The organism is Corallococcus sp. AS-1-6 (assembly GCF_020037015.1).
Classification (GTDB): Bacteria; Myxococcota; Myxococcia; order Myxococcales; family Myxococcaceae; genus Corallococcus.
This window is the reverse complement of the sequence record NZ_JAIQDE010000007.1, coordinates 330587-349618: the sequence shown is the minus strand read 5'-3', so window position 1 is coordinate 349618 and position 19032 is coordinate 330587. Positions and strand designations below refer to the sequence as shown.

Below are 19032 nucleotides of genomic sequence, written 5' to 3'. Positions count from 1 at the left end.
CGCGCGGCACCAGGGCCGCCTCAGCGCTTGCGCGCGAGCAACCGCCGCACTTCCTCGAGGCACGCGTCCGTCACGGCCTCCACGGACAGCTCCCCGTCGACGTGCACGATGCGCTCGCGCTTCGCTCGCAGCGTGATGGCCTTGAGGTACTGCTTCGCGATCCGCCGCTGGGCCTCGTCCGCTTCGAACAGCTCCGCGGGGCCTCCGCGCACGGCCCGGCGCTTCGCCGCGACCTTCGGGTCCACGCCCACGAACAGCGTCAGGTCCGGCGACACCGCGTGCGCGTTCACCGTGTCCACCCACGCCATGGGCAGGCTCGCGCCCTGGTACGCCAGCGAGGACAGCACGTAGCGGTCGCACAGCACCACCTTGCCCTCCTCCAGCGCCGGCAACACCTTCGCGTGCAGGTGGTCCGTCCGGTCCGCCGCGAACAGCAGCGCCAGCGTCTCCGGCGCCAGCGGCCCGCGGCCATGCGGCAGGCCCAGGCGGCCCGTGAGCGCCTGGCGCAGCATGGTCCCCACCGGACCGTCGGACGGCTCGCGCGTCGTCACCACCGCGTGCCCGTCCGCCCTCAGCGCGGACGCCAGCCGCTCCGTCTGCGTGGTGGTGCCCGCGCCGTCCAGGCCCTCCAGCACGATGAACCGCCCCGCCAGGGCGGCCTTCCTCGCGGCCCTCACCGGGGGAGGAGCGCGGCGGGGTTGTCCAGGTGCAGCTCGCGGCGCAGCGCGAGCAGCGCCTCGTACTGCTTCAGCTCCTCCGTCAGCACCGCGCGGCCCTTGCGGTAGCTGAGGAAGGCGTACACCAGGAGCCCCAGCGCCAGGAGCGTGGCGCCCCAGGCCAGCAGCGGCGTGCGCAGCGAGTCGTAGAACAGCTTCCCCGCCGCCCCTGAAATCAACATGAAGGCGATGAGGGACACACCCGCGTGGGTGAAGTGGGTGGTGCTCTGCCGGGTCGACAGGCTCTCCTGCAACTGGTCGAACCGGGCCCGCTTGTCCTGGATGTCTGCGCTCACGGAGCCGGGCACCCTACATCACGTGCCCCAGCCCGTCGAGTCGGAGGCAAGACAGGTCCCACCTACACGGACGCGCAGTCACAGGCTGGGCTCATCCCAGCCATTGAACGGACGCACGCTCGCTTCCCGGGCATGGCTTGCCACCCCACCCCCCTCGCGTTACATGCCGCGCACCATGCCTCTCCACGTCGTCAGCAGGATGAGTTCCCCCGACATGAGCCGAGACTCCGAGTTGAACACCATCGAGGAGGCCATCCGCGACATCCAGGCCGGCAAGTGCGTCATCGTCGCCGACGACGAGGACCGCGAGAACGAAGGCGACCTCATCATGGCCGCCGAGCTCGCCACCCCCGAGATGCTGGCCTTCATGGTCCGCCACACCAGCGGCATCATCTGCCAGCCCATGCTCGCCGAGCGGCTGGACGCCCTGCGCCTGCCCCAGATGGTGGCGGAGAACACCGAATCCCACCGCACCGCCTTCACCGTCTCCGTGGACTTCCGCCACGGCACCACCACCGGCGTCTCCGCCAGCGACCGCACGAAGACCATCCGCGCGCTCGCGGACCCGAACACCACCGCGGACGACTTCCTGCGCCCCGGCCACATCTTCCCGCTGCGCTACCGCGAGGGCGGCGTGCTGCGCCGCGCGGGCCACACCGAGGCGGCCGTGGACCTGGCGCGGCTCGCCGGCCTGCAGCCGTCCGGCATCCTCTGCGAGCTGGTGAAGGACGACGGCACCATGCAGCGCATGCCGGACCTGAAGCAGTTCGCGCGCGAGCACGACCTCAAGCTCATCACCATCGCGGACCTCATCGAGTACCGCAGCCGCAAGGACCGCCTGGTGCGCCGCGAGCCCGGCCAGGGCGTCGTGCGCACCCGCCACGGTGAGTTCACCGCCTTCACCTACACGTGGACGCCCGACGGCGCGAAGTCGCTCGTCCTGGTGAAGGGCGACCCGTCCAAGGCCCAGCCCGCCCCGCTGGTCCGCCTGCACGGCGCCTGCGCCATGGGTGACGTGTTCGGGTCACCGGACTGCAAGTGCAACCTGCTGTTGGACCGCGCGATGGAGACCGTGGCGCGCGAGGGCACGGGCGTCATCGTCTACCTGCCCGGCATGCACGGCAACGACTTCGGCATCCACCACAAGCGCGCGGGCGACGGCAGCAACGCGTCCGTCAGCCGCGCGGCCAACGAGTCGCGCGACGTGGGCATGGGCTGCCAGATCCTCACCGACCTGGGCGTGAGCGCCATGCGCGTGATGTCCAACACGGACATGACCTACCGGGGCCTCTCCGGCTTCGGGCTCACCATCGAGTCGCGCCTGCCGCTCGACGTGGAGTAGCGGGACCCGGGAGGTCCACCGGGCGCCCGGTGTCAGACCGGAATGGGAGGGTTCACCCCATTCCAGCGAGACCAGGGCATGCGCACCCCACCGGGCCACGGCATCGACGACGACCTCGGGCCGCGGCCCTTCTCCCGGTTCGTGCTGCTGTGGTCGGGCCAGACGGTGTCGGCCATGGGCTCGCACCTGAACGGCTTCGGGCTGGGCGTGTGGATGTACGAGCACACGCAATCCACGTCGCTCTACGCGCTCATCGCCCTGGCCAGCTTCGCGCCGGGCGTGCTGGTGGCGCCGCTGCTGGGCGGCGTGGTGGACCGGAAGGACCTGCGCAAGGTGATGATGCTGGGCCATGCGGGCGGCGCCGTCTGCACGGCGCTCATCGCGCTGCTCATCGCCCTGGACCGCTTGAGCGTGGGCGCCATCCTCCTGCTCGTCGCGGGAGGCGCGGCGTTCAACAGCATCCAACTGCCCGCGTTCCCCAAGGCCACGACGGTGATGGTGGCCCCGGAGCAGCTCCCGCGCGCCAACGGCCTGATGCAGTTGGGCGTGGCCATGGCCCGCATCGCCGCGCCCCTCCTGTCCGGCGTCCTGCTGCCCGTCATCGGCGTCACGGGCCTGCTGAGCATCGACCTCGCCACGGCGTTCATCTCGCTGGCGGTGCTCCAGGCGGTGCGAATGCCCGCCACGCCTTCAAACGAAACGGCCCCCGCCCAGGTGTCCCTGGGAGGCCGCGCGCTCCAGGACGCGGGGGTGGGCTGGCGTTACATCCGCGAGCGGCCGGGCCTGCTCGGCCTCCAGGTCCTCCTCACGCTGATGGGCTTCAACCTGGGCATCCTCCAGGTGCTCGTCACCCCGCTGGTCCTGTCGTTCGCGGACGTGCGCACGCTGGGCGCGGTGATGACCGCGGGTGGCGTGGGCATGCTCGCCGGCAGCCTGCTGCTGCTCGCCTGGGGCGGTTCGCGCCAGCGCGTCTGGAGCGTGCTCGGCTTCGTGTGGCTCCAGGGGCTGTTCATGGGCCTGGGCGCGACCCACGCGTCCCCGTGGGTGGTGGGCGCGGGCGCGTTCGGCGTCCTCCTCACCGTCCCCGTCATCATGAGCTGCGACCAGACCCTGTGGCAGCGCAAGGTCCCCATGGCGCTCCAGGGCCGCGTCTTCGCCGTGCACTCCGCGCTGTCCGGCGCGTCCATCCCCGTCGCCTACCTGCTCTCCGGACCGCTGGCGGATCACGTCTTCGAGCCGCGGATGGCCGTGGGAGGGCCGTGGGCCTCCGCGCTGGGCCCGTGGGTGGGCGGCGCGGGTCCCGGCCGGGGCATCGCGTTGCTCTTCCTGCTGCTGGGCACCGCCACGGTGCTGCTGGCGGCCGCCTGCGCGCTCCTTCCCAGCGTCCGCCGCGTCGAGCAGGCCCTGCCCGACGCGCCGCTGGAGCCCCATCCCGGGCTCACGGGCTGACGCTCAGCCCAGGTCCTTCAGGGCCTCGCGCACGGCGGACAGGTCCGCGGGCAGCTCCAGCGGCGGGTTCGCGTGCGCGGCCGTCACGTCCTTCAGCGTCTGGCGGTGATAGCCGACCTTGAAGTCCGCGAACTTCAACCCATGCGCGGTGGCCACCACCGCGACGCTGGAGCCCCGGGCCATCACGCCGGAAGCGACCAGCTTCTCCACCGCCGCCAGCGCGACGCCCGTCTGCGGACAGGCGAAGGTGCCCTCGCGGTCCGCCCGGGCCGCCGCGTTCGCCAGCTCCGACTCCGTCGCCTCCTCCACCACGCCGTCGAACGCGCGCAGCATCCGCACCGCGCGGCGGAAGGACACCGGGTTGCCAATCTGGATGGCGGACGCGAGCGTCGCCCCCGCATGCATGGGCACCAGCTCCTGGAAGCCGCCCCGGAACGCTCGCGCCAGGGGGTTGGCCCGCTGCGCCTGCGCCACGGCGATGCGCGGCCGGCGGGTGATCAGCCCCAGGTTGAAGAGCAGGTCCAGGCCCCGGCCCAGGGCGCTCGCGTTGCCCAGGTTGCCACCCGGGATGACGATCCAGTCCGGCGGCTCCCAGCCCAGGTCCTGGCACAGCTCGATGGCGATCATCTTCTGGCCCTCGATGCGCAGCGAGTTCATCGAGTTCGCCAGGTACAGCCCCGTGTCCGCCGTCACCGCCTGCACCAGCTTCATGCAGCCGTCGAAGTCCGTGTCCAGCGACAGCACGCGCGCCCCGTTGGCGATGGGCTGCACCAACTGCGCGAGCGACACCTTGTCCTTCGGCAGGAACACCACCGCCGGGATGCCCGCCGCGGCGGCGTAGGCGGACAGCGCCGCGGACGTGTCGCCCGTGGACGCGCACGCCACCGCGCGGATGGGCGTGCCGCGCGAGCGCAGGTGCTTCACCGCGGACACCAGGACCGTCATCCCCCAGTCCTTGAAGCTGCCCGTGGGAGAGACGCCGCACTCCTTCAACATCAGCGAGCCCAGCCCCAGCTCCGCCGCCATGCGAGGCAGCGGCTTGAGCGGCACCCGCCCCTCGCCCAGCGAGACGATGTCCTCCACCGGCAGCTCGGGCAGCGCCCACTCGCGCTTGCCCCAGACGCCGGAGCCGTCCGGCAGCCGGGACGTCCCGAAGCGGGACTCGAAGCGGCGCTTCCACTCCGCCGCGGGGACGGCGCGCAGGGCGGCTTCGTCGTGGGCCACCTCCAGCAGGCCTTCACAGCGCGGGCAGCGGTAGACGACGTCCCACAGCGAGGCGGTGAAGCCGCAGCCCTCGCTGCACGCGTAGCCCGCCTTCAGCGCCGCGGCCGTCATGCCTCCACCTCCACCTTCGTGCCGCACGCCACGCACGCGCGGCCCGGCCAGGCCGGCACGTGGCAGGAGGGACAGGGCACGCGCTCGCCGTCGTCCGCGCCTGCGCGCTTCGCCGCCGCGGGCGCCGCCACCCGGACCCGGGGCAGCCGCATGCCGCAGCCGTCACACAGGAGCCCCTCCGCCTGCACATGGCGGCAGTAGCGGCACGTCACCGCGCCCACCGGGGCGGCGGTGCGCACGCCGTCGTCCTGCGCGCGGCCCGTGTCCAGGTCCGTCATCTGGGCGACGGGCACGTCGCCCGTGGCGCCCGAGCGGGTCAACTCCAGGTCCGGCACGGACATGGCCGGCAGGTCCGGCCCCGAGCGCAGCCGCGTCAGGTCCAGCTCCGGCAGCACGGGCGCGTCCACCGGCACGCGGCCCCCCGCGTGGTGCGTCAGCTCCAGCTCCGGCAGCGGGGCCACGACAGGCTCGGGGATGTTCATGAGGCCGGGGAAGCGCTTGCCGCAGCCTTCGCACTCTTCGCCTTCCGACTGCACGTGGTCGCAGACCGGGCAGATGATCATGGGCGGGACGTTACCGGTCCCCTCTCCGCTCGGCAACGCGACCTCGGGACGCGGGGAGTGGGCGTGCAGGCGCGCGGCCTGTCGGACCCGCCGGGTGCCGCTCAAACCGCAGCGGAGCCCAGGCCCGTCATGGGCACGAAGCGCACCGGCAGCAGGCGCTCCACCCGGGGCAGCATCCCCGGCTGTCCACGGCGGATGCGCAGCAGCTCCTGGTTGTCGTTCACGGAGCCCACGGGGATGACCATCCGCCCCCCGGGCCGAAGCTGGCGCAGGAGCTCCCGGGGGACGTCCTCCGGCGCGGCGGTGGCGATGATGGCGTCGAAGGGCGCGGCCCGGGCCCAGCCCTGGGAGCCGTTACCCTCTCGGTAGAACACGTGGGTGAAGCCCAGCCGGTGGAGGAGCCGCCGGGCGGGCCGGGCCAGCTCCGGGATGATCTCCACCGTGAAGACCTCACGGGCCAGTTGCGCCAGCACCGCGGTCTGGTAGCCGGAGCCCGTGCCGATCTCCAGCACGCGCTCCCCCCCGCGCAGCCGCAGGGCCTCCGTCATCAGGGCCACCACGTAGGGTTGGCTGATGGTCTGCCCGTGGCCGATGGGCAGCGGCACGTCCTGATGGGCCGCGTCCCGCATCCCCTCGGGCACGAAGTCCGCACGGCTCAGGTTGGCGATCGCCGCGAGCACCCGCCGATCCCGGATGCCCTGCCGCGCCAGATACTCCGCTCGGCCCCAGTCTCCCATCGTGGCTGTCCCCCTCCGGTCCTCCGGCGGGGAACGTAAGCACGGCGACAGTCGGGGACAATCCGGGGCTCGGGCGCGGGCCTCCTCGGGCCTACCCCACCCGGGCAAGCGCGAGCCGGCCCTCCCAGCGCTCCTCCAGCGCCTTCACCAGCCCCTGGTGGTCCGGCTTCTGGAGCTGGGGGTCCGCGTCCATGATGCGCCGTGCCTCCACCTGGGCGAGCGACAGGAGGTCGCCGTCGCGCACGAGGTTCGCCACGGCCAGCTCCGGGAGGCCGCTCTGCCGCGTGCCCAGGAACTCGCCGGGGCCGCGGATCTCCAGGTCCTTCTCCGCGATGACGAAGCCGTCGCTGCTGCGCTCCATCACGCCCAGCCGCTCGGTGGACTCCCAGGAGCGCGCGGCGCCCGCGACCAGGAAGCAGAAGCTGGCCGCGGCGCCACGGCCCACGCGCCCGCGCAACTGGTGCAACTGCGACAGGCCGAAGCGCTCCGCGGACTCCACCACCATGACGGACGCGTTAGGCACGTCCACGCCCACCTCCACCACCGTGGTGCAGACGAGCAGTTGGATGCGCTTGTCGCGGAAGGCCTCCATCACGGCGTCCTTCTCCTCCGGCTTCATGCGCCCGTGCAGCAGGCCCACGCTGGCGTGGGGGAACACCGTCTGGAGCTTCGTCGCGCCCTGGGTGGCGTCCTCCAGGTCCAGCTTCTCCGACTCCTCCACCAGCGGATAGACGACGTAGGCCTGGTGGCCCTTGGCCAGCTCCGCGCCCACCGCTTCGTAGACGCGCGCGCGCTGCTCGTTGTTGAAGACGCGCGTGGTGATGGGCGTGCGGCCCGGCGGGAGCTGGTCGATGATGGACACGTCCAGGTCGCCGTAGAGCGTCATCGCGAGCGTGCGCGGGATGGGCGTGGCGGTCATCACCAGCACGTCCGGCGTGAGCCCCTTGCTCATGAGCGTGTGGCGCTGGAGCACGCCGAAGCGGTGCTGCTCGTCGATGACCACCAGCCCCAGCTTCTGGAAGGACACGCCGCCCTCCAGCAGCGAGTGCGTGCCCACGGCGAGGTGGATGTCGCCCTTCGCCACGGCCTCGCGCACCTCGCGCTTGTGCTTCGCGGTGCCCGCCGCGCTGATGAGCCCCACGCGGTAGCCCAGCGGCTCCAGGATGCGGCGGAAGGTGCGCTCGTGCTGCTCGGCCAGGATTTCGGTGGGGGCCATCACCGCCACCTGGTAGCCGTCCTGGAGCGCCACCAGGCCAGCCACCAGCGCCACGGCCGTCTTGCCGCTGCCCACGTCGCCCTGCACCAGCCGGTTCATGGGCTCCGGGCGCGCCATGTCCCGGGCGATGTCCCCCACCACGCGCGCCTGCGCCCCGGTGAGCTGGAAGGGCAGCGCGCCGCGCGCCGTGTCCAGCCGCTCCGGGGTGACGTTGAAGGCGATGCCCTCCTCCGCCTTGATGCCCTGGCGCTTGAGGGCCATGCCCAACTGGAGGAAGAACAGCTCGTCGAACGCGAGCCGGCGGTGCGCGGGGCTCTGGTGCGCGTCCAGCGCCTCCAGGTCCGCGTCGTCGGGCGGGAAGTGGATGAAGCGCAGCGCGTCCGGCAGCCCCATCAGGTGGTAGCGGCGGCGCAGGTCCGCGGGCAGCGGCTCCTCCAGGTGGTGCGCGTGCTGTTCGCTGATGCGCGAGGCCAGCTCGCGGAAGGAGCGCTGCTCGCCGCGCTCGAAGCCCGGGTAGACGGGGACGATGCGGTGGAAGTGGACGCTGGTCGTGTTCTCCAGGTCCTCGGCGGGCTCCAGCTCCGGGTGGGCCATCTCCCGGCCGTTCATGGAGGCGCGCACCTCGCCGGAGAGCACCAACTGCTTGCCCACGGAGAAGCGGCTCTTGAGCCACGGCCCGGCGTTGAAATAGGTGGCGGCGATGCTGCCGGAGCGGTCCCCCACGACGGCTCGGAACATGCGCTTGCCGCCGCGCCCCGGGACGAAGTCGGCCGCCTTCACGGTGCCCACCGTCACGCCGCGCTCGCCGGGGATGAGCTCCGCGATGGTGCGCAGCTTGCGGCGGTCCTCGTAACAGCGTGGCAACAGGAACAGGATGTCACCGGTGCGGCGCAGGCCCTTCTTGTCGAGCACGGCGACGAGCCGCGGCCCCAGGCGCTTGCCCAGCGTCTTGAGCGGCGCGGACAGCGGGCCGGTGCGCGGCGCGATGGACAGGAGCTTCGCCTCGGAGCGGGACGCCTCCGCGCCCACGGCCTTGGCCTTCTTCTTCCGGGCCTTCTCCGTGGGAGCGCGATCCGGAGGCGGCGCGCCCTTGCGAGGGTCGGTGCTCGCCTGGGGCTTCGCGCCCGGGGCACGGGCCGGCGCACCGGCGGGGACGGCCGCGTTCCGGGCCGCGGCCATGCGCGCACCGTAAGGCGGGGCTTCACCTTGCGCGGGGCCAGGAGAGGTCCCCCGGGAGGCGGCCATGCGCGCGCCGTAGGGCACCGGCTCGCCCTTCGCGGGGCCCGGGGGCGCCGGGGTGCGGGCCACCGGCGCGGACGCGGCCCCACCGCCCACTGGCGGCACGGGGTCCTGCGAACGCCACGGCGGCACGGTGTTGCCACGCGCCTCCACCGTCCCCGGCGGCGGCGTCAACCGGCGGCGCGGCGGCGCGGGGACGAGCTCCCCTTCCAGCACGTGCGCGCGCTCCGGCGCCCGGGGGAAGCCCGCCGCCACGGCGTTGATCTCCCCCGTGACGACCACCCGCTCCAGCTCCTCCGGCAGCGCCACGCCGCTGAGCTTCAGCGCCCCCAGCACCTGACGCAGCGCGGCCTTGCGGTGCTCCGGCGGCGCGGGCGGATCCACGTGCGGCAGCGCCGCCCTCAAGTCCTCCAGGGCCCGCGCGTCCACGCCCCCGGCCGACGCCAGGGTGCGCTCCATCAACGTGCGCAAATCCCGCACGGTCCCGAGCTGGGCGAAGTCACGCTGACACGCGTACTTGAGAGGTCCAACGAGGCTGGCGAGCGGGTGGTTCACGCGGGATTTCCAGCCTCCATCCTACGAAGCGCTCCTGACGCCGCGGGGAAAACGAAACCGGGGGAGCGAGCCTTGTGCCCGCCCCCCCGAGGGACATCCAGCCAGCCGGGCTTCAGCTCGCGCTGGCGGGCTCTTCCTGCGGATCCTCGAAGCTGATGGAGACGACCTCCAGCTCGCGCACGCCGCCGGGGCTCTGCACCGTGGCGATGTCGCCCACCTTCTTGCCGATGAGCGCGCGCGCCACCGGCGAGGTCACGGCGATCCACCGTTTCTTCAGGTCGGCCTCCGTCTCACCCACCAGCCGGTAGCTGATGGACTTGTCGTTCTCCGTGTCCACCAGCTCCACGGTGGCGCCGAAGACGACCTTGTCGCCGCCCAGCTTCGCCGGGTCGATGACCTCCGCGCGAGCGATCCAATCCCCGAGGGTCAGGATGCGCCCCTCGATGTGCGACTGCTTCTCCTTGGCCGCGTGGTACTCCGCGTTCTCGCGCAGGTCGCCGTGCGCACGGGCGACCTCGATCTCACGCGAAATCTTGCCCCGCTCCACGGTCTGGAGCTGCTTCAGCTCGTCCTTGAGCTTCTGCAAACCGTGGGGGGTCATCGGGATGTTGTCGCTCCCGCTCATCGAACCACCGCTCCTTCCGTCACCTGGCTGCGCATCGGAGGTCCGGCGTTCCCTCCTGGAACCCGGCCCGCGACTCGAAACGCTCAATGTAGGGAACGAGTGACTGGCCGGTCAACGAAAGCCGTACGTTCAACGTCCGGTAGTGGCTGGGCGCCCGACGGCCGACCCGTTAGGCTGCCCCCCGTGCTGTCCGTCCAGGAATTGCGCTCGCTCGCCTCCGCCCTGCCCGTGGGCGCCTTCCAGCATCAACTGGGTCCCTTCGCGCTGGTGCAGCGTCCGCCGTCGGAGCTGTCCGCCGCCGCGCTCGCGCCCACCCGCATGGCGGACCCCGGCGACGTCGAACAGGGCATGCTCGCCCTGCTCTTCGAGTTCGACGACCTGCTCGTCGCCACCCTGCCCACCCTCAAGGACTCGGAGGTGCTGCGCATTGGCCGGAGGCTGGACTGCGAGCTGGTGCTGGACGACGCGTCCGTGTCCAAGCAGCACGCGGAGCTCAAGTGGAGCCGCGCGGCGGGCCGCTGCACCGTGCGCGACCTGGGCTCCACCAACGGCACCTTCGTCAACGCCAGCACCATCGGGCAGCGCGAGGTGCCGCTGCGGGGCGGCGACATCCTCAGCTTCGGCAACGTCCAGTTCTGGTACCTGCTCACGGACGCGCTGCATGAGCGGCTGCGCGCGGGCGCGGCCTCCGGCCTGGGCTCCCACTCCGGCTGAAGGCCGCCGCCCTCACCTCACGGACAGGCGCCGCAGTCCGCCGCGCACGCGTCGTAGGTGTTGGACGCGCCGCAGGACTCCGTCACCTGGCAGACGCCGTCGCCGCACACCGCCAGGTCCGCGGCGCGCACGCGCGTGGTGAGCGGCTGGAAGCTCACCCCGCCCACCGTGCAGCTCGCGAAGGACGGGCCCGCCGCGCCCGTCTGCGTGCACACGGACGAGCAGCTCCCCACGTAGACGAGCGGCGCGCACGTCATGCGGGGCATCCCGGAGCCATCCACCACCGCGCACGCGCGCGTGGTGCTCTGGGTCGCGTCCAGGGGCGGGTTCTGGCTGCCCGCGTAGAGCCCCTGCCCCTTGAAGACGTTGCCGAAGAAGCACGACTCCGGCCGGCCGAAGGCGGCCAGCTCCCCGTCCGAGGCGGGGATGGCCGCCCCCTGCCCGTTCCGCCCCAGCACGGAGATGGGCACGCTCACGCCAAAGGGATTGCTGTGCGCCGCGAGGCACGCGGAGACGATCTGCTGTTCGGCCTCCGTCGCGGGCGCGCCCCCCGCCCAGCCCGGCGCCAGGCCCAACAGCCCCGTCCACGTATGCACCGTGTTCGTCTGCGGGTCCTTGAACGTGCGCGTCTGCCCTTGAGGCACGGCGCAGCGCACGACGTAGCGCATGACCTCGTCCGCGAGCTCCGGCTCCGCCGCGTACCACGCGGCGAAGTCGGCGGATGACAAGCCATTGAACGACAGCCCGTTGAAGGACAGGCCGTTGAACGACAAGCCGTTGAACGACAGCCCGTTGTACGAAAGGCTGTTGTAGCTGAGGGCCGCCTGCTCCTGCGTGCCTGGCGGATCCGCTGGCGCATGCTCCCGGGCCCCCGGGTCACAGCCCGCGCCCACGACGGCCACCGCCAACCCCCACGCCCACCGGGAGAGCACTCCCGCGCCACGACGACGCCCGTTCTCCACGTTCCCCATGTGTGCAACCTCCTGCTGTCGCGGGCGCTCCGGCCGGCCCCACGAACGTTTGGACAGGGAGGGCGTCAAAGACAAACGGGCGAGCTGCGCCCCCTCACGCACGAAAAGTGTGAGCACGTTGTACGTGTGGCAAGGCGCGAGAGGTGCGGGAAACACGGGAGCGAGGTCAGGGCGGACACTCCAGGCGTCTGGGGTTGAACGCGTGGGCCGGCATCCATCCAGGAACGTGAAGGCCGTGGCCCTCCGGGGTGAGGCGACGTGCCCCCACCCCGGCGCCACGGCCGTCCGTTTCGTCCGCTGAGAAGCTGGGATTACCGCTGGGCCTGCGTGGCGATCTTCACCTGGGACTTGTTCAGCTTCAGGTTGCCCAGCTCGCGGTGGATGTTGGCCAGGTCCGTCTGGGTGAGCGGGTCCGGATCATGTCCGCCCGGAGGGCCGCCCTTGGGGGGCTTGCCTTCGGGGGCGACGGCGCCGCCGCGGTCCGGATCCACCAGGGACGTGCCGCCACCGGCCTCCACGGCGGACAGCGCCTTGAAGCCGGAGGTGCTGCGGGCCGCCTCCTTCTGGGTGAGCTGCTTCACCAGCGTGAGCTTCCCGCTGCCCCGGTCGTACCGGTACAGGCGGGTGCCCTTGGCGCCCTCGTCCACCGCCACGTCCACGGACCCGGTGGCCTTCGCCGTCGCCGGGCTCGAGATGGGCCTCGCCGCCGGAGAGACCTTCACCGGGGGGTTCTGGGTCTTCACCTGCTGGGCACCGGCCTGCGCGGCCGACAGCGCGGCGAACCCCACGGCCATCCTTCCCACTGCGGACTTCCAACGCGTGATCATGATTCCTCCCGGTTCATCTACGCGCGGTCGCGCGGATATTCGCCGGGAGCCTACTCGAACGCGACCAGGTCCTGGACCCACCGGGCGCTGCCCTGCTGGAGCCACCGCGCGCGGGTGTCCCGGAGCGCCCGGGCCGGCGGGGTGCCGCGCCGCAGCGAGTCCACCAGCGCCTGGAAGAAGGCCCCGGCCTCCACGTCCGGCACCTCCGTGGACGGCGCGACCACGGCGCGCGCGCCCGCCTGGATGAGCGCGGACGGCAGGCTGGACACCGCGTGGTAGCGCCACGCGCCCACGTTCGCGTCACAGGCGGCCAGCATCACCACCGGGGCGCCCCGGAGCGTGTGCCCCTCCAGCTCCTCCGCGGTGAGCGCGTAGCGGCCGGCCGCGTCCGGGGACAGCGCCAGGAAGGCCGCGTCGGACACGGTGCCGGCGAGGCCGTGCGTGTGCAGCTCCACCTCCGTGGCGTCCTCCATCTCCGCGAGCACCGCCTCCGGCGTGGCCGCGCGGCCCCGCAGGTGGACGTCCCCCGGCCCCGTCATGCCCTTCCACGGCATCAGGCGCGGCAGCCCCAGCGCCGCGGGCGGCTCCACGTCCGACACCACCAGCCGCTTCGGGACGGGTGCCGGGGCCGGAGCGTCCACGCGGTGGCCGCCCGGAGCCAGGTAGCTCCACGCGCGCTCCCCCGGCAGCAGCCCCGGGCGTCCCAGGAGGATGGGCTCCGCGAGCACCCTCACCACGTCGCAGCCGGCGAGCACCTGCAGCAGCCGCTCGGGCACCGCGGGCACCTTCTCTCGCAGGGGCTGCTTGAGGGCGTGCAGGTACACCCCGTCACTCGCGCCGGTGGGCCCCCGGGCGATGAAGAGCATCCGTTCGTCCTGTCCGGCCAGCGCCAGCAGGCACGACGTGGGCGCGGTGCGGTCCACCTCCTGGGCGAGCAGGTCCACCGCGGGGCCCCACTCGCTGGACCGGCCCGCGTCCATCACCAGCACGTGGTGGCTGTGGGCCCAGGCCTTGCGCGCCTCGATGTCCGTGGAGCGGTGGAGCGCCGAGCCGGTGATGACGCCGCGCAGGAGCCTCTGGCCCGCCTCGCGGTCGCGCTCGATGAGGATGCGCCCTTCGATGTGGTCCACGAGCAGCCGCTCGCCGACCGTCAGCGACGGGTCCTCGCGCAGCACGCGGATGCGCTCGCGCACGCGGTCCAGCTCGCGGCCCGGCACCGTGGCGCCCTCCAGCCGCAGCAGGTCTCCCGCGACGGCGACCTCCAGGAGCGTGGGCGCGGTGGGGCAGGTGAGCGCGTCCTGCACCTCGCGCCGGGCCCGCTTCGCGTCCAGGTCCTCCACGAAGAGGAGCGCCCGGGCGTGGTGGTACTCCGACCGGCGCGCGCAGTCCTCCGGCGCGTGCTGGACGAACTCGTCCAGGTAGGCGCGGGCCAGCGCCGGGGCGTGGCTCAGCCGCGCGCTCGTCACCAGGTCGGACAGGAGCACCTCCTCCTGGAACCAACTGTCGGTGCGGAACGCCTCCTCCAGCGCGGAGCGCGCCAGCGCTTCGGCCTCGTGGCGGCGATCCATCCGGTTGTAGAGCGCCGCCAGGTGCCGCTGGAGGTCCACGCAGCGGTCCTGGAAGCCCGCGCTCCGGCACGCCGCCAGCCCGTCCTTGAGGGACGTCTCCGCCGTCTCCAGGTCGCCCCGGGCCTGCGCCGCGTGGGCCCGGCCCCGGGCGAGCGGGGCGTCGTACCAGGCGGGCTCACCCGACTGCTGGACCAGCGTCGCCAGCTCGTCGACGAAGCGGTCCTCCTGGTGGAGCAGCAGGATGGCGCCCAGCAGCAGGTCGCGCTCGCCGGAGCGCCGCAGCCGCGCGAGGAACGCGTCCGCCTCCGCGCCCGCCAGCGAACGGGTGCCGGCGAGCAGCTCCCGGTAGGTGCCGGCCAGCGGGCCGCGCTTGCTGAAGTCCGCCGCCGCCACGCGCGCCACGTAGGCGCTGGCCGTCTGGGTGCGGGTGACGCCGTCCAGCAGCGCGGCCAGCGGGGCCAGCGCCTTCACGCGCTCCGCGGACGGGGCCGCCCGGAGCGCGTGGTACAGGTACAGCCGCGCCAGGTCCGGGTTGCGCCGCGCCATCGAGCCCGGGTACGGCGTGCCGTCCAGCGCCAGCGCCATGCCGGCCGCGTTCATGGCCTGCCACGAATCCCGCCGCGCCAGCGCGCCCTTGCGCAGGCCCTCCGCGCGCTCGGTGGCTTCGGTGCTCCAGCCGGGCTCCTTCGCCTGCGCCACGAGGGAGAACTCCGCCGCGGCGGCCAGCTCCAGCGAGAGCGCCTGGAGCGCGAGGCCCCGGTTCCAGTGCAGCCGCGCGTCGTCCGGCGCGGTCCCCAGGCCCCGCTCCAGGAGCGTCAGCGCGCGCTCCGGCTGGGCACGCCCCAGGGCCGCCAGCGCCAGGTCGCCCAGGACGGCGGGCGACGCGGGCAGCCGCTCCAGGATGCGCTCCGCGCGCTCGAAGTCCCCGGCCGCGAGCCAGGCGGTCGAGACGCCGTGCAGATCGCCCTTCGCCTCCAGCTCCGACAGGGCCCGCAAATCCAGCTCCGGCCGTCCGTCCGCGCCGCCGCGCATCGTGCCCGTGGCGCGGTAGCCCGCGAGGCCCGGATGACTGAGCCGGCCCTCCAGCGGGCGCGCCGAGGCCAACGCGAAGGGCAGCGTGCGCTCGGCCTCCGTGGAGCGCCAGGGACGCCCCACCAGCAGCACCGCGAGCACCATCGCGGCGGCCGCGGCCGCGAAGCCCATCCCACGGCGGCGCTCCCACACCGCGCGGCCGCGAGGGCGAGCGGACGGAGGGCGCGTCCCGGCATCGGGCGTCGGCCTGGACTGGCTCCCCGTGCCAGGGACGGCCCGCAGCGCCGGCCCCGCCGCCGAGGCAGCGGGGACGCCTTCCGAACCCACCGGCTCCGCCGGGCCTCGGGACGCCACGGGCCCTGCGTCCATACCGGGAGGCCTCGCGGACCGGGCGCCCGCGCCCGCGGCCTCTCCGGCGCCGGCACGCGCTTCGGCGGCGGCCTGCACCAGCAGGCTCGCCTGCACCTGATCCTCCAGGCCGACCTGGCACTCCGCGCAGGTGGCGAGGTGGGCCTGGAACGCCTCGGCCTCTTCGGGCGGAAGCTCCCCGTCCACGAAGGCGGCGAGCTGTTCACAGGAGGCGGTCACGCCGGGCCCCCCGCGGTGCCTTCACGGGCGAGGAGCAGCTCCTTGAGCTTCTTGCGCGCGCGGAACAGCCGGGTGCCCACCGTCATGGACGGGATGCCGAGCCGCCGGCCGATCTCCGCGTAGCTCTGTCGCTCCATGTCCTTCATACGGACCACCTCGCGCAGCTCCGGGGGAAGCTGTTCCACCGCCTGCCACACGTCGTCCAACGTGTAGCGCGCCCATGTCTCCGGGGCGGCTTCGGCCTCCGCCAGGGTGTCCCCCATCGCGTCGGTGAATTCCTCCTGGGGGTGGCGCCGGTCGTGCCGGCACCAGTCGAGGAAGCGTCGAACGAGGATGGACGCCAGCCACGCCATGGGAGGCGCGGACCGGTCATACGTATGAAACGCGCGGAAGGCCCGCTCGTAGGTCTCCTGCAACAGGTCCTTCGCGTCCGACGGGTTGCGGCCCCGGCACAGGATGCGGGCCCGCTCCTCCAGGGCCGGAGCGCACCGCGCGATGAGCGCCTGGAACTCCGCGGCGTCCCCACGGGAGGCCGAGGACACCTCCGGTTGGGATGCGGAGGACTCCCCGGGCGGGACGGCGCGGGGCGATCGCGGGCGGAAGACCACGGGGGCGTTCCTAGCAGGAGCCGCCCCGCCCGCGAAGTCCGTCGACACCCTCCCTGGCGCTTCCCACCTGAAAGGTGGGACGCCCGGGGTGGCAGGCCGGAGGGCTAGCAGGGGCCGTTGCCGATGCGAACGCCCGTGCGCACCCGGGTCTTGAAGACGCCCAGCGCCGCCCCCAGGCCCGTGACGCGGATCTTGCTGTAGCCGGACCCGCCCGAGCCGATGTTGAAGCGCAGCCCGCAGAACGCCGGGAAGAAGGGACCCGCCGGGTACCAGGTGCCGGTGGTGCTCACCGAGCCCAGCCCCCACCAGACGCCGTTCGCGTAGCCGAACGCGGCGCCGGTGATCGCCACGCCCTTGCAGGCGCTCTCCGTCACGTTGCTCGACGCCGGGATGACCTCCACGAACGGCTGGGCATAGCCGCCGTTCAGGCCGGTGATCTCCGTCACGAAGCGGTGCGGGCAGGCCGGCTGATCATACGTGCTGTCGTTGGAGGCCGCGGAGATGTCCGCGTACGAGCAGTGGGGGAACACCGCCGCCACCGAAGCGCCGTCCGGCTGCGCCAGCACCACGGTCGAGCCCACGCAGGACTCGTCGACGCCCTGCTCCTGGCTGGCGATGGACTCGTCCACCACGTCCGCGCCAGGGGCCTGCTCGTCGAGCGGGCCACCACAGGCGGTGACAAGCGAGGCGGCGAACACGAGCGCGGCGGAGGGAATGAAGCGCATGGATGACTCCGGAAGATGAAGCCCATGTGCGGGCTCCTCCCTGGTACGTCCGCTGTCGCGCTTATTCCCCCGCGCCATTTCCACGCCGTTTTTCGGCCGTGCTAAGGCACCGCGCGTGGACATCGACAAGCCCTACCTGCTGTTCCTGGGAGACGTGAAGGATCAGCTCGCGGCCAAGACGGCCCACGGCATCGTGGACTGGCGGCCCGACTGGTGCGTGGGTCAACTGCGCCTCCCGGGCTGCGTGGCGGACTGTGGCCTGCCGGACATGGACCTCGCCCAGGCGAAGGCGAAGGGCGCGCGCACGCTGGTGGTGGGCGTGGTGAACCCGGGCGGCGTGCTGGCGGACGCGTGGGTGGACACGCTGGCGCGGGCGCTGGAGGCCGGGCTGGACGTGGCCACCGGGCTGCACAAGCGGCTGTCCTCGTTCCCCGCCGTGGCCGCGGCGGCGGCGAAGCACGGGCGGAGGCTGCACGACGTGCGCTTCCCGGACCGGGACTTCGCCACGGGCCAGGGCACGAAGCGTCCCGGCCTGCGCGTGCTGACCGTGGGCACCGACTGCGCGGTGGGCAAGAAGTACACGGCGCTGGCGCTGGAGAAGGAGCTGCGTCAGCGCGGGTGGAAGGCGGACTTCCGGGCCACCGGGCAGACGGGCATCCTCATCTCCGGGCGCGGCGTCGCGCTGGACGCCGTCGTGTCCGACTTCGTCTCCGGCGCGGCGGAGTGGCTCACGCCCGCCAACGACGCGGACCACTGGGACGTGGTGGAGGGCCAGGGGTCGCTGTTCCACCCCTCCTTCGCGGGCGTCACGCTGGGCCTGCTGCACGGCGCGCAGCCGGACGCGTTCATCGTCTGCCATGAGCCCACGCGCACGCGCATGCGCGGCGTGAAACACCCGCTGCCGTCCATCCAGGACGTCATCGACCGCACGGTGCTGGAGGGCCGGCTGACGAACCCGGCCATCCAGTGCACGGGCATCGCCATCAACACGGAGCACCTGGGCGAGGCCGAAGCGCGCGCGCTCCTGGAGGCCACCGGCCGGGCGCACGGCCTGCCCTGCGTGGACCCCCTCCGGACGGGCGCGGGCCCCCTGGCCGACGCGCTGGCGAGCCGCTTCCCGCGCGGGTGACACACCCGCCCCTTTCCGAAAGCCTCTCCACCGGAGCGGGCCACGGTATATTGAGGAAACCATGGGACGCATTTTCGAGACACGCAAGGCGACGATGTTCGCCCGCTGGAACAAGATGGCGAAGGTCTTCACGCGCATCACGAAGGACATCGTGATCGCGGTGAAGGCGGGCGGGCCGAACATCGAATCGAACCCCGCGCTGCGCCGGGCCGTGCAGAACGCCCGCGCGGCGAACATGCCGAAGACCAACGTGGACGCCGCCATCAAGCGCGCCAGCGGTCAGGACCAGGCTGACTACCAGATCCTCCTGTACGAAGGCTTCGCGCCGCACGGCGTGGGCATCCTGGTGGAGGCGGCCACGGACAACGTCACGCGCACCGTGGCCAACGTCCGCTTCCCCTTCACCAAGCTGGGCGGGAGCATGGGCACGGCGGGCAGCGTGTCCCGCCTCTTCGAGCACATGGGCGCCATCCGCCTGGACGCGGAAGGGGTGAACCAGGAGGAGCTGGAGCTGGAGCTCATCGACCACGGCCTGGAGGAGATGGGCGAGACGACCGGCGAGAAGGGCGAGAAGCAACTGCTCCTGCGCTGCAAGTTCGCGGACTTCGGCAAGCTCCAGGCGGCGATTGAAGCCAAGGGCATCACGCCCGTGTCCACCCAGTCCGAGTACATCCCCCTGCCCGGCACGCTGAAGGAGCTGCCCGAGGAGCAGGCCACGGAGGTCCTCAAGCTGGTGGACATGCTGGAGCAGGACGACGACGTGCAGCACGTCTTCCACAACCTCGCCTGAAGCAACG

17 protein-coding genes are annotated in these 19032 nt (G+C 72.8%); 5 read left to right on the top strand and 12 right to left on the bottom strand.

The annotated features are described in order from the left end of the window. Positions 1–20 precede the first annotated feature (20 nt). Both tmk and K8612_RS13030 read right to left on the bottom strand, forming a co-directional pair. Positions 21–677 (bottom strand): dTMP kinase, encoded by a 657-nt coding sequence (gene tmk, locus K8612_RS13035; protein ID WP_223737995.1) that lies wholly within the window; start codon positions 675–677, stop codon positions 21–23. Then, positions 674–1012, bottom strand: coding sequence for a hypothetical protein (locus K8612_RS13030; protein ID WP_223737994.1), 339 nt, complete (start codon positions 1010–1012; stop codon positions 674–676). The genes tmk and K8612_RS13030 overlap by 4 nt, the downstream gene beginning before the upstream one ends. A 214-nt stretch (positions 1013–1226) precedes the next feature. On the opposite strand from K8612_RS13030, the gene ribB reads away from it, so the two are divergent. Continuing rightward, positions 1227–2354 (top strand): 3,4-dihydroxy-2-butanone-4-phosphate synthase, encoded by a 1128-nt coding sequence (ribB, locus tag K8612_RS13025; RefSeq protein ID WP_223762495.1) that lies wholly within the window; start codon positions 1227–1229, stop codon positions 2352–2354. A gap of 78 nt (positions 2355–2432) precedes the next feature. Then, positions 2433–3803: an MFS transporter gene (locus tag K8612_RS13020; RefSeq protein WP_223762494.1), complete on the top strand. Its 1371-nt coding sequence runs from the start codon at positions 2433–2435 to the stop codon at positions 3801–3803. A gap of 3 nt (positions 3804–3806) precedes the next feature. Here the strand turns inward: K8612_RS13020 and thrC are convergent, their stop codons facing one another. From thrC to greA, 5 genes are all read right to left on the bottom strand, one after another. Next, entirely contained in the window at positions 3807–5138 is a 1332-nt protein-coding gene (thrC, locus tag K8612_RS13015; RefSeq protein ID WP_223762493.1) for a threonine synthase, read from the bottom strand. Next, positions 5135–5701 (bottom strand): hypothetical protein, encoded by a 567-nt coding sequence (locus tag K8612_RS13010; protein ID WP_223737990.1) that lies wholly within the window; start codon positions 5699–5701, stop codon positions 5135–5137. Before K8612_RS13010 ends, thrC begins: the two co-directional genes overlap by 4 nt. Before the next feature lie 101 nt (positions 5702–5802). Continuing rightward, positions 5803–6438, bottom strand: a complete 636-nt coding sequence (locus K8612_RS13005) for a protein-L-isoaspartate(D-aspartate) O-methyltransferase (protein WP_223762492.1) — start codon at positions 6436–6438, stop codon at positions 5803–5805. A gap of 91 nt (positions 6439–6529) precedes the next feature. Further along, positions 6530–9448, bottom strand: coding sequence for an ATP-dependent DNA helicase RecG (gene recG, locus K8612_RS13000; RefSeq protein ID WP_223762491.1), 2919 nt, complete (start codon positions 9446–9448; stop codon positions 6530–6532). 112 nt (positions 9449–9560) lie between these two features. Next, the gene (gene greA, locus K8612_RS12995) at positions 9561–10073 is read right to left on the bottom strand and encodes a transcription elongation factor GreA (protein WP_223737987.1); all 513 of its coding nucleotides are present in this window, start codon (positions 10071–10073) and stop codon (positions 9561–9563) included. 183 nt (positions 10074–10256) lie between these two features. Here greA and K8612_RS12990 point away from each other — a divergent pair, with 183 nt between their 5' ends. Continuing rightward, positions 10257–10787 carry an FHA domain-containing protein gene (locus tag K8612_RS12990; protein WP_223737986.1) on the top strand — a complete coding sequence of 177 codons (531 nt, stop codon included), beginning with the start codon at positions 10257–10259 and terminating at the stop codon, positions 10785–10787. A 17-nt stretch (positions 10788–10804) separates the two neighbouring features. Here K8612_RS12990 and K8612_RS12985 read toward each other — a convergent pair whose 3' ends face one another. The 5 genes from K8612_RS12985 to K8612_RS12965 all read right to left on the bottom strand — a co-directional run bounded on the left by K8612_RS12985 (position 10805) and on the right by K8612_RS12965 (position 17106). After that, positions 10805–11758: a hypothetical protein gene (locus K8612_RS12985; RefSeq protein WP_223762490.1), complete on the bottom strand. Its 954-nt coding sequence runs from the start codon at positions 11756–11758 to the stop codon at positions 10805–10807. A 311-nt stretch (positions 11759–12069) separates the two neighbouring features. Next, positions 12070–12585 (bottom strand): hypothetical protein, encoded by a 516-nt coding sequence (locus K8612_RS12980; RefSeq protein WP_223762489.1) that lies wholly within the window; start codon positions 12583–12585, stop codon positions 12070–12072. Between the two features lie 50 nt (positions 12586–12635). Further along, entirely contained in the window at positions 12636–15773 is a 3138-nt protein-coding gene (locus tag K8612_RS39535; RefSeq protein WP_223762488.1) for a CHAT domain-containing protein, read from the bottom strand. Further along, positions 15770–16315: a sigma-70 family RNA polymerase sigma factor gene (locus tag K8612_RS12970; protein ID WP_223762487.1), complete on the bottom strand. Its 546-nt coding sequence runs from the start codon at positions 16313–16315 to the stop codon at positions 15770–15772. The genes K8612_RS39535 and K8612_RS12970 overlap by 4 nt, the downstream gene beginning before the upstream one ends. 170 nt (positions 16316–16485) lie before the next feature. Next, on the bottom strand, positions 16486–17106 hold the full coding sequence (locus K8612_RS12965; RefSeq protein ID WP_223762486.1) for a hypothetical protein: 621 nt from the start codon (positions 17104–17106) through the stop codon (positions 16486–16488). A 115-nt stretch (positions 17107–17221) separates the two neighbouring features. Between K8612_RS12965 and dgcN the strand changes: the two genes are divergently transcribed. Together dgcN and K8612_RS12955 are read left to right on the top strand one after the other, a co-directional pair. After that, positions 17222–18235, top strand: coding sequence for an N-acetyltransferase DgcN (gene dgcN / locus K8612_RS12960; protein ID WP_223762485.1), 1014 nt, complete (start codon positions 17222–17224; stop codon positions 18233–18235). Positions 18236–18296: 61 nt separating this feature from the next. Next, complete coding sequence (locus K8612_RS12955) at positions 18297–19025, top strand: YebC/PmpR family DNA-binding transcriptional regulator (protein WP_223737979.1); 729 nt, start codon at positions 18297–18299, stop codon at positions 19023–19025. The last annotated feature ends 7 nt before the right edge of the window (positions 19026–19032 follow it).